The following is a 12,461-nucleotide window of genomic DNA, read 5'->3' as shown; positions in this document are numbered from 1 at the left end:
TGGTTTATGTTCTCGGAATATTTAATACCTGTCCAACGCGAACAACATCACTCGAAAGATCGTTAGCAGCTTTAATGCTGCTCACTTTCACATTATAGCGCTGCGCCAATAGTGAAAGCGATTCACCGCTTCTGACTTTGTGCGTCCTGTTGTTCGCTTTTTCTTGAGCCCACAGTGTACCATCAGGCGGTATTTGCTTGAAGTAGCGCTTGGTTGCCTTGAACATTGCATTTGCCAAGCGCTCGCGATATTTCGACCAATTTAGGTTTTTCTCTTCTTGCGGATTCGATATAAAACCAACTTCAACTAATATTGACGGGATGTCTGGCGCGGTTAACACAGCAAAACTAGCAGCTTGTGGCTTTCTTTTATGGAGGCTGGTCACTTGCTTCAACTCTTCTACCACTTTATTACCTAAATCATGGCTGGTCGCCATGCTGTGATCCATAGATAAGCCCAGTATGGTTTCAGTAAGGTATCGTTCGCTGGACTTATCATTAATCACTTCAGCGGCACCGCCTAACAGCTCAGAATGGCGCTCTGATTTTTCTAACCAGCGACCTAGTTCAGTGTCGGCCCTGCGTGTTGAGAGCACCCATACCGAGCCACCTCGCGGCTGTGGCTGACTAAACGCATCGGCGTGAATAGAGATAAGTAAGTCGGCTTTTTTCTCTCTGGCAATTTCAGGACGACGATTGGGAGAAATATAATAGTCACCGCCGCGTGTCATTATGGCACGCATACCAGGTTCTCGATTGATTTTGCTTTCAAGCTTTTTGGCTATGCTCAGCGTGATGTGCTTTTCATACGTCCCTGCAGGCCCAACTGAGCCTGGGTCGTGTCCTCCGTGTCCGGCATCAATGGCAACGATAATATCTCTATCACGAGCGCTACTTGTATCGTCAATCACCACTGATCCCGTTGATGTCGATGCCGACATTGTAGTAGGTGTTTTAGGCGCACTGTCAGGTAGGTCAACCACAAGCCTGTGACCTAGAGAGCCATTAGGCGTTACGGCAAACAATGAGGGCTTCGTATTTCTGTTAAGTTCAACAACTATCCTAGCCGATGACTTACTTTGAGGGGTTGAATAGCGCAGTTTTTTGATCAAATCACCGCTATTCTTTACGCGTGAAAGCTTTGCAGAATCGCTGGTATTCTTGATGTCGATAACCAAACGAACGGGATTTTTAAGGGTAAAATAGGTGAACTCTGGCGCTGATTTCATATCGAAAACAACGCGCGTATTGTCCGGCGACGGCCATATCCTAACCCCGTCGATGTTATTTTGCGCGCCGTGTGCGAATTGCACGACGAAACACAATAATAATACCGAAACTATACTGCGCACCATAATTAGCCTTTCTGTTATTGTTATGCTGCTCTCGTCAACTCCGGAGCGGCTATTTATTCAGTTTTTCTTTCATTTCGCATTTGCGCTAAACGCGCTTGCATTGCTGTAGCAATTTCGCACCGTGGGCACTTTTTGCTTCCAAATTAAACTGCCTGCCCGATGGCGTAATATTTATACTAATCACTAAGTCTGGGGATGCCAAGTATTCGCCCCCTTTTTCCGACCATTCAATAAGCGCGATAGCGCCCGAACCAAAGTAATCGCGAATTCCCATGAACTCCAACTCTTCTGGGTCGGCTAAGCGATACAGGTCGAAGTGATAGATATTGACGCCATCCAACTCATAAGGTTCAACCAATGTATAGGTTGGACTTTTAACGCTACCTGAATGACCTAACGATTGAATGAAATATCGGCAAAATGTCGTTTTCCCTGCACCTAAGTCGCCGTTTAAATAAATAACAGCATCGGTAGGGAGTTGACTCGAAACGGCCTGCGCTAAATCTCTGGCAAGCTGCGCAGTATCATCTACTTCATTAGCAAAAAAAGAGGTATGCGGGTAAGACATCAACAATATTCCACAGTAATACAAAGAAACACAGTAGATGCCTGCCCGTTTAAGACAAAACCAACCTATTTAGTGGTTGATAAGCGCACGTACTGCGTCGAACAAATCGCTCGCTATCATACCACGTTGACCATACAGTTGGGCAATATCATCACCGGCCTTTGCATGAAGCACCACACCATATTTTGCTGCAATGTCTGTTTCTACACCTTGCGCGAGCAACGCACCCAATATTCCGCTTAATACATCACCACTTCCTGCGGTAGCCATACCAGGATTACCGTGACGGCAAACCCAGGTTTTCTTTTCATTGTCGATAAGCGTGCCCGCCCCTTTTAGTACACAGACCGCATGGTATCGCTGTGAGCACTGCCTTGCGTAGTTAAAACGGTCGCTTTCTACATCATCAATAGAAACACCGAGTAAACGCGCAGCCTCGCCTGCGTGAGGGGTTAAAATACTGTCAGACAAGGTGTACGCGGTTGACTGCTGACACAACAGATTCAGCGCGTCAGCATCAATGACCACAGGCTTATTTTGGCTTTGACAGTGCTTCATGGTGGTTTCAAATGCGCTTTCTGCCCATTCATCTTGCCCAAGACCCGGTCCAATAACCACACAGGTTGCCCAAGCTAATGCATCTTCCAAATTAAAGTCGGTGACCATGAGTTCAGGTCTGCCTGCACTGACCTGAACGACCGACGACTCATGGGTATACACGCGTACCATGCCCGCACCGCTTCGAAGTGCGGCTTCGCTGGCGAGTCGAATGGCACCTGCTGTTCCGCGATTACCGCCAATGCACAATAGTCGACCGTAAGTCCCTTTATGACTGTTAATCTCCCGTGGCCCCATACCTTTAAAGTGGTCGATATTTAGCATGGTCGCGCTCGCTTTAGCTAATGCTTGGAACGCTTTGCCGATACCCAAGTCCGCATACACTAACTTACCGCACGATTGTTTACCCGCACCAGTAACAAGCCCCGGCTTAATGCCCACAAAAGTCACGGTGATATCGGCCTGAACACATCGCCCCAGGCTCTGTCCTGTATTTGCATCAAGCCCTGACGGCACATCAACGCTTACAACCGGTGTTGATGACGTGTTCACCGCATCAATGATGTCTGCAAACTCATTGCGAATGTAGCTATTAATACCTGTACCAAGAAGCGCATCAATCACTACGTCAGACTTCTCGAGGAGCGCAGCGTCAAACCCATTGATACTGCCTCCTGAATCAAGCCAGCGCTGCTGTGCTTTGCCAGCATCACCTTCCAGCGTACGTTCAGGCTCAACCGCACATAAATGCACTTGTTTACCCGCAAGTTTTGCGTTTATTGCTGCAATGTAGCCGTCACCCGCATTGTTACCTTGGCCCACCAGCACTAAGTAAACGTCTGAGTTTGGCATAAGCTCAAGACACTGCTTAAATACCACATCACCAGCTCGTTGCATTAACGTGAACATATCGCAGCCCGAATCCGCGGCGGCTTGTCCCTCATTTTCCCTAACCTGATCGGCCCGAAATAATTTGTATGATAAACTTGACGTTAATTGAGTATCTAGCATGAGCACATGTCCGAATTTAGTTCTATCGACCTTGTTGAATTAACCAACAATATCAAGGCTTGGGGTACAGCGCTAGGCTTTCAGCAGGTTGGCATCAGCGATATTGATCTGCATCAGCACGAGGCACACCTACAGGAATGGTTAGACAATGGGTATCACGGTGACATGGCCTTTATGGAAAGTCATGGGATGAAGCGTGCCCGGCCTGATGAGTTGGTCCCGGGGACATTGCGGGTTATCAGCGTTCGCATGAACTACTTACCTCCTGACGCCTCGTTTGCCAAGCATTTAAAAAAGCCAGAAATAGGATACATCAGCCGCTATGCATTGGGTCGTGACTATCACAAAGTTTTACGTAAGCGCTTAAAGCAACTAGGCGAAAAAATTACCGCCTCCCTTGCGCATACCCAATATCGCCCGTTTGTCGACTCGGCACCTGTGCTGGAACACGCCATTGCCGAAAAAGCGGGTATTGGCTGGACTGGTAAGCATAGCCTTACACTTAATAAAGACGCCGGCTCTTGGTTCTTCCTAGGTGAACTTTTTATTAATTTACCGCTGCCGGTAGATACACCTGTTGAAGAAGGTTGCGGAAGCTGCACAGCGTGCTTAACCATCTGCCCAACAAACGCGATTGTAGCGCCATATAAAGTAGACGCTCGCCGCTGTATTTCCTACCTCACCATTGAATCGGATAAAGACATACCCGAAGAATTACGGCCAATGATGGGTAATCGTATTTATGGCTGTGACGACTGCCAGTTAGTCTGCCCTTGGAATCGTTTCGCCGATATCACTAGTGAAGAAGACTTTCACCCTAGACAAGTACTGCACGGTCAAAGCCTTAATGATTTGTTTTGTTGGTCTGAAGAAACCTTTTTGCGCAATACCGAAGGCTCACCTATCAGGCGTATCGGATTTGAAAAGTGGCAGCGCAACATTGCCGTAGCCTTGGGCAATGCGCCCTTTAACGAAGACTCTATTCAGCTCTTAAAAGAAAGGCGGGGATGCGTGAGTGACCAGGTAGACAGGCACATTGATTGGGCTATCGCGCAACAGCAAGACAAACAACAAACTGCGAGTGGTGACAGCAGACAACAAGCTCGGCTGATACGCATTGTTGAAAAAGGTTTACCCCGAGACGCATAAGATTTACTTATAAAAGCAGCATTAAACCTAAATTTTAACGTTATCCTGCTGATGCTATGCGGGCCGCTCCAATCTGATTATTCGAGTCGGGCTGAGCACTATTTTTATTTTGTACTCGGGCACTTGTACCATTTTGTACTTTAGCGCTTGGCAAATATGAGGCAACAAAAGACACATTTAGGCTCAGACCGCGCTGCACTTCCTTTGTAGTAATGGTCGGCGAACCAAACTGCCACCATGGTTCTTTCTCTAAGGCTGCAATCACCAAAGATAGCTCAGTTTCAGAACCATCGTACTCACCTGTTATTTCACATAGCCCATTCCCACACTTTACCGACTCCAACATGAAGCGTTCTTTGTTGGAAGGTAAAGCGAAAAAGGTATTTAGTGAACCTTCTGTTTTCTTATAAAACGGGTCGGGGAGTATTGAATGAGCGCTTTCAGCGGCTTGCATGCTGACTAGTTCATTATCGTCTATATCAGTGCGCGGCGTTTCGCTTTTTGCTAGCTTTGCGGCAGGCTTAATGACTTTAAGTTCACTGGTTTCCGTGGCGCGAGAGCGCGCTAACACACTGGTTAGTCGCTCTTTCTCTGCATTGGATTCACTGAGTTGGTGTTGATAGCCAGAGAATTTATACCCCGCTACCAATGCAAACGCTATCAGCAACAACACAAGCCACGTTTTCATTCCACTTCCTTTATTGAAGTCGCTTACTTGTGATATTGCTTACTAAGGTCGTGCACCGCGTTAACAAACACGCCGGCGTTTTCAGGTGGTACGTCTAAATGAATTCCGTGGCCTAAATTAAATACGTGACCGCTTCCTTCGCCGTAGCCTTCTAAAATAGACGCCACTTCTTGCTCAATTCTTTGCGGCTGAGCGTATAACATAGAAGGGTCCATGTTGCCTTGAAGCGCTACTTTATCGCCAATACGTGCACGGGCTTCTTTAATATCGATAGTCCAATCTAAACCTACTGCGTCACAACCTGTTGCCGCAATCGACTCAAGCCACATACCACCGTTTTTCGTGAACAAGGTAACAGGCACTTTACGACCTTCATTTTCACGGGTCAGCCCACTAACAATGCGCTCCATGTATTGAAGTGAAAACTCTTTATAGTCACGAGGAGACAATACACCGCCCCAAGTATCGAATACCATGACTGACTGCGCGCCCGCTGCGATTTGAGCATTGAGGTACTCAGTTACAGAGTCGGCTAATTTGGCTAACAATGCGTGCAGCGTGGCTGGCTCCGCGAATGCCATTTTTTTAATTTTGGTAAAGGCCTTACTTGAACCACCTTCGATCATATAGGTAGCTAGTGTCCAAGGGCTTCCAGAAAAGCCAATTAATGGTACTTCACCTTTTAGCTCTCGGCGAATGGTGCGAACAGCATTCATTACATACTGCAGCTCACCTTCTGGATCCGGCAGACCAATTTTATCTACATCCGCTTTGCATGTAATCGGATTTTTAAAACGAGGACCTTCTCCTGTTTCAAAGTAAAGACCAAGCCCCATTGCATCTGGGATAGTCAAAATATCAGAGAAAAGAATAGCGGCATCGAGAGGAAAGCGGCGTAAAGGCTGCAGCGTTACTTCACAGGCAAGCTCTGCATTTTTGCATAACGACATAAAGTCGCCTGCTACTGCACGGGTCGCTTTATACTCAGGAAGGTAGCGTCCTGCTTGTCGCATCATCCATACAGGTGTCATATCAACCGGCTGCTTAAGTAATGCACGTAAGTAACGATCATTCTTCAACGCGGGCTTATCAACACTGGGGAAATTTTGCGACATATAACTCACCTAAATAACTGTCTATATTTGAACCGCGAAGTATACCAGCATTCTGAACAAGGTGTGCTAAAACCTGAATTAAAAAGTCGATGTTTTAATGACAAATCGACGTAGTGTCGATAATTAAAGACGAACATTCCTTGCACATTGTTTAAAAAGTAACTTGCACTTAAAGTGAGTGTTTGCTATTACTATAACCGTTAAATAAAAGAAGCCCTTTATGGGACCGTGCTAAATGTATTGAAACCCTGCTTCGGCAGGGTTTTTTATTTGTCTCCGATGAGAGACACTGTTTTCTCGATTAGCTGCCCAGCGATAGACACTTTAGGCGGAATAGTCGGCAGTGCATCCACTTCGAACCACTGTGCGTCATCTATCTCGTTTTCTTGGCAACGAATTTCTCCGCCATCATACTCAGCAATAAAACCTACCATAAGTGAGTGAGGAAACGGCCAAGGCTGGCTGTTGTAGTAACGCAAGTTTTTAACTTTTACACCAACCTCTTCAAATACTTCTCGATGGACGGCTTGCTCTAAACTCTCCCCGCTTTCAACAAAGCCGGCAAGGGTCGAATACATATTAGACTCCTTGTGGCGAACCCCTTTTGCTAATAGTATTTTTTCATTGTTGTGAATAGAAACGATAATACATGGGGACACCCTTGGATAGGTGCGATGCTGACAGCGGTAACACTGCATAGCCATCTCCCAATCTACACGCTCGGTTTTCGCACCGCACTGGCCACAAAACTGGTGTGTTCGTAAAAAGTGAATGTATTGCCAAGCTCTACCAATAACAGAAAAAGCAATGTCGTATTCTGCAAACAAAAGTTGTCTAAGCGATACTTTTTCCCAACCGGGTTCATCTATGTGTTCAGCGCCTAAATCTACAACAAAGACAGGTAATTCTCTGTGTGCTGTTTCGTTTAACGGCGGGAGTTGATGTATTTCGTTAACATATGACGCTAGGAAAGGAATTTCACTCAGATAAGCAACGGGAATAGACTCAGATGATTCTTGTACTAGAACTTTTCCACGACTAAAAACCACCCACATCGCCTGCTGGGAGGACAACTTCCCTTCATCTAACTTTATCATCATCTCATGTTACTCCTACGCTTCTGTACTTCATAATACACTAGGGCTGATAAAGGTTACTGTACATTCTGACCAAAATTTGTAAATTCAAGACAAATAACCCGTCCACTGCGTGTTAGTCTGCCTTAGCACCATGTTTTTACTGCAAACTTTTTCGTGCAAAATTTGTGTCGCTAGTGCACGGTGTTATACTGAAACTTATTGTCGCTAAACGGGTAGCACATACAATGTTGCAACAGTTGGAAAGCGTAAAATCTAAATGGGGTGGCAAAAGTCAGGTCATAGACCGTTGGCTTTTAGACAGACAAGCTTTACTAGTCTCGTACTGTGAACTTGCCGGCATTAACAGTCAGAGCGAGTGTTTACCCGATGCCGATGAAATCGCAAACTTTTGTGGTGCTTTACTCGATTATCTCTCTGCTGGTCACTTCGAAGTTTTCGATATTTTAGTTGAGGGTGACAGTGAGGGTTCGGCACTGCGGGACAAGCTTTACCCTGAATTGACAAAAACCACTGACGCCGCACTGGAATTCAATGATACGTTTGCGCAAGCAGTGACGCCAGAGCAGGCTGCAGGCTTTGATTCTGCCTTAGCCAAGCTTGGAGAAACATTAGAAGAGCGTTTTGCCTTGGAAGATGAGTTAATTGCTCACGTTCACACAAACAAACGTGATCCAGAAGTAGCGCTTTAATATAACAATGAAAGTCGAGTTTACGGTTATCATCAATGAACAAAACCACACTTATCCATAAGGCACGCGCGTATTGTGAACAGCGCGGCGCTAGATTTACACCGCTTAGAGAAAAGGTGTACGAGATTCTTGTATCAAAGCACGGCCCCATGGGTGCTTATGAACTACTCGACTCATTAAAAGAAACGGAGTCCAGTGCAAAACCTGCCACCGTGTATCGCGCTTTAGATTTTCTTCTCGATTTTGGTTTCATTCATCGCTTAGAGTCTACCAATGCGTTCGTAGCTTGTTACCATTTCGGATGTAACCACCCCGTTCAGTTCTTAATTTGTGACAGCTGTGGAGATGTTGCTGAAATTCAATCTGAAGGTCTTCAAGATACTCTCGATAATCAGGCCAAACAGCACGGCTTTAAAGTCTCAAAACAAACGATCGAGGCCCATGGATTATGTGCCGACTGCCAACAAACCGAAGAGCACACTGACCAGGAGAGTGTACATGAATGCTGATTTTGTGAACCCTTTTATTGCCGGCCTGCTAAACGTGCTAGAAACGATGGCACAAACAAAGTTGACACCGGGCAAGCCCAAACGCAAACAGAGTGATATCGCGAAAGGTGACGTTTCTGGTTTGATAGGCATGGTAGGTCCAGATGTTCGCGGTTCTATGTCTATCACGTTTGATGAATCACTTGCCCTTACAATTATGGAGCGAATGGTTGGAGAGCGCCCTGAAAAACTCGATGCTGAAGTGGGTGATATGGTTGGTGAAGTTACCAATATGATTTGCGGAAACGCAAAACGAGATCTTGCAGAACGCGGGTTCGAGTTTGGAATGGCGACACCTATCGTTGTGTCGGGAAAGCAACACACTATCAGCCATCAGGTTGATGGCGCTAAAATTATTCTCCCCTTTATGTGTGATGAGGGATTAGCGCATTTGGAAATCTGTTTTGACAAATAATTTCTGGCACTCTGAAAAAATTACACTCGACAGTTACCCCAGAGGATTTCACCTAATAACCGACCAAGTAGAATCTGCGCTACCGAATATTCGCCATGTTGAAGTTGGGCTGCTACACCTATGGCTTCAACATACCAGCGCAAGCTTAACGATAAACGAAAATGCCGACCCTACGGTGAGGCACGATATGGAAGCTTTCTTCAACCATAGTGTAAAAGAAGAACTTTCTTTTTTCAGGCATACTTATGAAGGTAAAGATGATATGCCTGCTCACTTAAAATCGAGTATACTAGGCTGTCAACTTACCATTCCTGTCCAACAAGGCAAACTTGCACTTGGTACGTGGCAGGGTATCATGCTCGGTGAACACCGAGATCATGGTGGAAGACGAACAATTATTGCCACATTACAAGGGATAGCAGCCTAACCCATATTATAAATGGCACAATTTGTGCTGGCATTATTTGCTAAGCACAACACAAAATTATCAAAAATCGATAATCACTCAACGTTAAACAGGATGTGACTATGAAACAACACTTTAAAATGGCAGCGCTATCTCTTGCTGTACTTTCATCTACTAGTGCATTTGCTCAAGACTCTTCTGAGCCAGAGTATAAAAACTGGTTCGGCCTTTCTGGCATGTACTACAACACTGATGACTCACGCCCGCTAGACCTTACTGAAGGCGAGTTATACGACGACGGCCGTGGTGTATCTTTTGAATACGGTTTCCGTTTCACTCAAAGCTGGGCTGCTCGTGTTGAATTTACAGCGCTAGACCTTGATTATGCTGGCGGCGGTGACGACAGCGGCGAGATGGTTGGTGTTGACGCACTTTATTTCATGCCTAACGATGCATGGTTCGTGTTTGGTGGTGTTAAGCGCCAAGCTGTGGGTGAGTCAACTACGCTAGGTAACATCGGTATCGGTAAACACTGGGACCTTCATGAAAGCGTTAAGCTTGTTACTGAAATCGCGGCATACCACGACTTTGGTGAAGACTACAACGATTACAGCATTAAGCTAGGTATCGCTGTACCATTTGGCAAATCTACACCTGCTGCTCCTAAAGACAGCGACAACGACGGTGTTGTAGATGGTAAAGACCAGTGCCCAATGACTCCAGCTGGCGTTCGCGTTGATGCGACTGGTTGCAGCGTTGATAACGACAACGACGGCGTTCTAAACAGCGTTGATCAGTGTCCTAACACTCCAGCTGGCACTAAAGTAGATGCTACTGGTTGTGCACTTAAAGATGCCGACAATGACGGCGTTGTAGACAGCAAAGACATGTGCCCTGATACTCCAGCAGGCGTTAAAGTTGACGCTAAAGGCTGTACAGTGTTTGACGAAGAGACGGTAGAAATTACGCTACGCGTTCTATTCGACAACGAAAGTGCTGTTGTTAAAATGCCTAAAGATCCAGAAATCTCTGAATTTGCTGAGTTCATGAAGCAGTATCCTTCAACAACTGCGGTAGTAGAAGGCCATACTTCTGCACCAGGTTCTGAAGCGTACAACATGGACCTTTCTAAGCGTCGTGCTGCTAACTTCAAAGAAGTAATGGTAGACATGTACGGTATCGACAGCTCTCGCCTAGAGACTATCGGTTACGGCGAAACTCAGCTTCTAGACGAAGGCAATAATGCTGAAGCACACCGTGTTAACCGTCGCATTTCAGTGACAGTTAAAGACACAGTGAAAGTAGCTGAAGAAAAGTAATTCATATTATATGAATTGAAGAAGGCGCCGAAAGGCGCCTTTTTTGTATCTATCGACCCGTCCTAAATAGCGTTTTGCAGAAACGAATGCAGCACGCTATTCAACCACAGCTTGGAAATTACTTAGACAATTAACTCGACCAAAGATAGGGCGTTAGTACTCATCAGCAATGGCAGGGCCTGCGTAGTTATCAAATCGTGAAAACTGACCTTGGAAGGTAAGTCGACAGGTGCCAATTGGGCCGTTACGCTGCTTTCCAATGATTATTTCTGCAATACCCTTATACTCACTATTTTCATGATATACCTCATCACGATAAATAAACATAATAAGGTCGGCATCCTGCTCGATTGAACCAGACTCACGAAGGTCAGAGTTAACGGGGCGTTTATCGGCACGTTGCTCAAGCGTACGGTTAAGCTGCGACAGTGCAACTACAGGTACTTCAAGTTCTTTAGCCAGCGCTTTTAATGACCGTGATATTTCGGCAATTTCTAATGTACGGTTATCGCTTAGCGACGGTACTCGCATTAGCTGAAGGTAATCCACCATGATAAGGCTAATCCCGCCGCGCTCCCGTGCAAGCTTACGGGCTCGGCTTCGCACGTCCATTGGTGTTAGACCGGAAGAGTCATCAACAAATAAGCTGTCTTTGTCTTTGAGCATAGCCATGGTGTTGGATATACGTGCCCAGTCCTCATCATCTAGTTGTGCAGTACGGATTTTAGTTTGGTCTACGCGACTTAACGATGCCAACATACGCATCATGATTTGTTCAGAAGGCATCTCTAGACTGAAGACTAGCACTGGCTTTTCTTCTGCCATCATGGCGTTTTCAATCAAGTTCATGGCAAAGGTAGTTTTACCCATCGATGGACGCGCCGCCACAATGATAAGATCAGAAGGCTGCATACCACTGGTCATTTTATCTAGATCGGTAAAGCCCGTTGTAACACCCGTTACTTCTTTATTGGTTTTTACCAGCTCTTCTAGACGGTCGATGGTCTTACCTAGAATAGATTCGACATCACGAGGCCCCTCGTTTTCACCAGTTCTTCGCTCGGCGATTTCGAATACTTTACTTTCCGCAAGATCAAGAATGTCTGCACTGTCTCGGCCTTCAGGGTTGTAGCCTACTTCAGCAATTTCATGGGCTACACCGATTAGCTCCCGTGTTATAGCGCGTTCGCTGATAATTTGCGCATAAGAGACGACATTTGCAGAACTCGGGGTATTTTTTGCTAACTCGCCGAGATAAGCAAAACCACCCGCATCTTCGAGTTCATCGTGCTTCTCAAGCTCTTCGGATACGGTAATAAGATCTATCGGCTGACTGCTATTGAGCAATCGCGTGATAGCACGGAAGATTATTTGATGTGAACGATTATAAAAGTCGTTATCGGTAACGAGTTCCGCGACCTTATCCCAACTTTCAGGGTCGATAAGCATGCTGCCTAAAACAGACTGCTCGGCCTCAATGCTATGAGGGGGAACCTTCAATTTATCAACATTTTTATCGTTGTTAGACGCAGACGCCACAA

At 45.9% G+C, this 12,461-nt stretch carries 13 protein-coding genes; 6 read left to right on the top strand and 7 right to left on the bottom strand.

Annotation, left to right across the window (positions count from 1 at the left end):
• Positions 1-4: 4 nt before the first annotated feature.
• The 3 genes from ACXAFM_RS10915 to ACXAFM_RS10905 form a co-directional block, all read right to left on the bottom strand.
• Positions 5-1,354, bottom strand: a complete 1,350-nt coding sequence (locus tag ACXAFM_RS10915) for an N-acetylmuramoyl-L-alanine amidase (RefSeq protein WP_474834556.1) — start codon at positions 1,352-1,354, stop codon at positions 5-7.
• A gap of 85 nt (positions 1,355-1,439) precedes the next feature.
• The gene (gene tsaE / locus ACXAFM_RS10910; RefSeq protein WP_474834554.1) at positions 1,440-1,922 is read right to left on the bottom strand and encodes a tRNA (adenosine(37)-N6)-threonylcarbamoyltransferase complex ATPase subunit type 1 TsaE; all 483 of its coding nucleotides are present in this window, start codon (positions 1,920-1,922) and stop codon (positions 1,440-1,442) included.
• 69 nt (positions 1,923-1,991) lie between these two features.
• Positions 1,992-3,491 carry a bifunctional ADP-dependent NAD(P)H-hydrate dehydratase/NAD(P)H-hydrate epimerase gene (locus ACXAFM_RS10905; RefSeq protein ID WP_039221788.1) on the bottom strand — a complete coding sequence of 500 codons (1,500 nt, stop codon included), beginning with the start codon at positions 3,489-3,491 and terminating at the stop codon, positions 1,992-1,994.
• Between the two features lie 6 nt (positions 3,492-3,497).
• On the opposite strand from ACXAFM_RS10905, the gene queG reads away from it, so the two are divergent.
• The gene (gene queG / locus ACXAFM_RS10900) at positions 3,498-4,640 is read left to right on the top strand and encodes a tRNA epoxyqueuosine(34) reductase QueG (RefSeq protein ID WP_474834552.1); all 1,143 of its coding nucleotides are present in this window, start codon (positions 3,498-3,500) and stop codon (positions 4,638-4,640) included.
• 40 nt (positions 4,641-4,680) lie between these two features.
• Here the strand turns inward: queG and ACXAFM_RS10895 are convergent, their stop codons facing one another.
• The 3 genes from ACXAFM_RS10895 to nudC form a co-directional block, all read right to left on the bottom strand.
• Entirely contained in the window at positions 4,681-5,328 is a 648-nt protein-coding gene (locus ACXAFM_RS10895; protein ID WP_474829387.1) for a hypothetical protein, read from the bottom strand.
• 23 nt (positions 5,329-5,351) lie between these two features.
• Positions 5,352-6,443: a uroporphyrinogen decarboxylase gene (hemE, locus tag ACXAFM_RS10890; RefSeq protein WP_179984851.1), complete on the bottom strand. Its 1,092-nt coding sequence runs from the start codon at positions 6,441-6,443 to the stop codon at positions 5,352-5,354.
• Positions 6,444-6,709: 266 nt separating this feature from the next.
• Complete coding sequence (gene nudC, locus ACXAFM_RS10885) at positions 6,710-7,543, bottom strand: NAD(+) diphosphatase (protein WP_474829384.1); 834 nt, start codon at positions 7,541-7,543, stop codon at positions 6,710-6,712.
• 224 nt (positions 7,544-7,767) lie between these two features.
• Between nudC and rsd the strand changes: the two genes are divergently transcribed.
• The 5 genes from rsd (at position 7,768) to ACXAFM_RS10860 (ending at position 10,920) form a co-directional block, all read left to right on the top strand.
• The gene (gene rsd / locus ACXAFM_RS10880; RefSeq protein WP_474829382.1) at positions 7,768-8,232 is read left to right on the top strand and encodes a sigma D regulator; all 465 of its coding nucleotides are present in this window, start codon (positions 7,768-7,770) and stop codon (positions 8,230-8,232) included.
• Between the two features lie 35 nt (positions 8,233-8,267).
• Positions 8,268-8,741, top strand: coding sequence for a transcriptional repressor (locus tag ACXAFM_RS10875; protein ID WP_474804052.1), 474 nt, complete (start codon positions 8,268-8,270; stop codon positions 8,739-8,741).
• On the top strand, positions 8,731-9,195 hold the full coding sequence (locus tag ACXAFM_RS10870; RefSeq protein WP_118491578.1) for a chemotaxis protein CheX: 465 nt from the start codon (positions 8,731-8,733) through the stop codon (positions 9,193-9,195). The genes ACXAFM_RS10875 and ACXAFM_RS10870 overlap by 11 nt, the downstream gene beginning before the upstream one ends.
• Entirely contained in the window at positions 9,185-9,622 is a 438-nt protein-coding gene (locus tag ACXAFM_RS10865; RefSeq protein WP_269918476.1) for a secondary thiamine-phosphate synthase enzyme YjbQ, read from the top strand. The genes ACXAFM_RS10870 and ACXAFM_RS10865 overlap by 11 nt, the downstream gene beginning before the upstream one ends.
• Before the next feature lie 101 nt (positions 9,623-9,723).
• Entirely contained in the window at positions 9,724-10,920 is a 1,197-nt protein-coding gene (locus ACXAFM_RS10860) for an OmpA family protein (protein WP_474829379.1), read from the top strand.
• A gap of 153 nt (positions 10,921-11,073) precedes the next feature.
• Here the strand turns inward: ACXAFM_RS10860 and dnaB are convergent, their stop codons facing one another.
• Entirely contained in the window at positions 11,074-12,459 is a 1,386-nt protein-coding gene (dnaB, locus tag ACXAFM_RS10855; RefSeq protein ID WP_179984856.1) for a replicative DNA helicase, read from the bottom strand.
• Positions 12,460-12,461: the final 2 nt, after the last annotated feature.

This window comes from Alteromonas sp. ABD4_190 (assembly GCF_056160105.1).
Note: the sequence above shows the minus strand (reverse complement) of the source record. Positions and strands in the feature narration are given on the sequence as shown.

What these genes read in the sequence shown, in the direction of transcription:
- tsaE (WP_474834554.1), bottom strand. Translation starts at nt 1,922, where the DNA reads ATGTCTTACCCGCATACCTCTTTTTTTGCTAATGAAGTAGATGATACT.
- ACXAFM_RS10905 (WP_039221788.1), bottom strand. Translation starts at nt 3,491, where the DNA reads ATGCTAGATACTCAATTAACGTCAAGTTTATCATACAAATTATTTCGG.
- ACXAFM_RS10915 (WP_474834556.1), bottom strand. Translation starts at nt 1,354, where the DNA reads ATGGTGCGCAGTATAGTTTCGGTATTATTATTGTGTTTCGTCGTGCAA.
- ACXAFM_RS10875 (WP_474804052.1), top strand. Translation starts at nt 8,268, where the DNA reads ATGAACAAAACCACACTTATCCATAAGGCACGCGCGTATTGTGAACAG.
- ACXAFM_RS10870 (WP_118491578.1), top strand. Translation starts at nt 8,731, where the DNA reads ATGAATGCTGATTTTGTGAACCCTTTTATTGCCGGCCTGCTAAACGTG.
- hemE (WP_179984851.1), bottom strand. Translation starts at nt 6,443, where the DNA reads ATGTCGCAAAATTTCCCCAGTGTTGATAAGCCCGCGTTGAAGAATGAT.
- rsd (WP_474829382.1), top strand. Translation starts at nt 7,768, where the DNA reads ATGTTGCAACAGTTGGAAAGCGTAAAATCTAAATGGGGTGGCAAAAGT.
- queG (WP_474834552.1), top strand. Translation starts at nt 3,498, where the DNA reads ATGTCCGAATTTAGTTCTATCGACCTTGTTGAATTAACCAACAATATC.
- nudC (WP_474829384.1), bottom strand. Translation starts at nt 7,543, where the DNA reads ATGATGATAAAGTTAGATGAAGGGAAGTTGTCCTCCCAGCAGGCGATG.
- ACXAFM_RS10895 (WP_474829387.1), bottom strand. Translation starts at nt 5,328, where the DNA reads ATGAAAACGTGGCTTGTGTTGTTGCTGATAGCGTTTGCATTGGTAGCG.
- ACXAFM_RS10860 (WP_474829379.1), top strand. Translation starts at nt 9,724, where the DNA reads ATGAAACAACACTTTAAAATGGCAGCGCTATCTCTTGCTGTACTTTCA.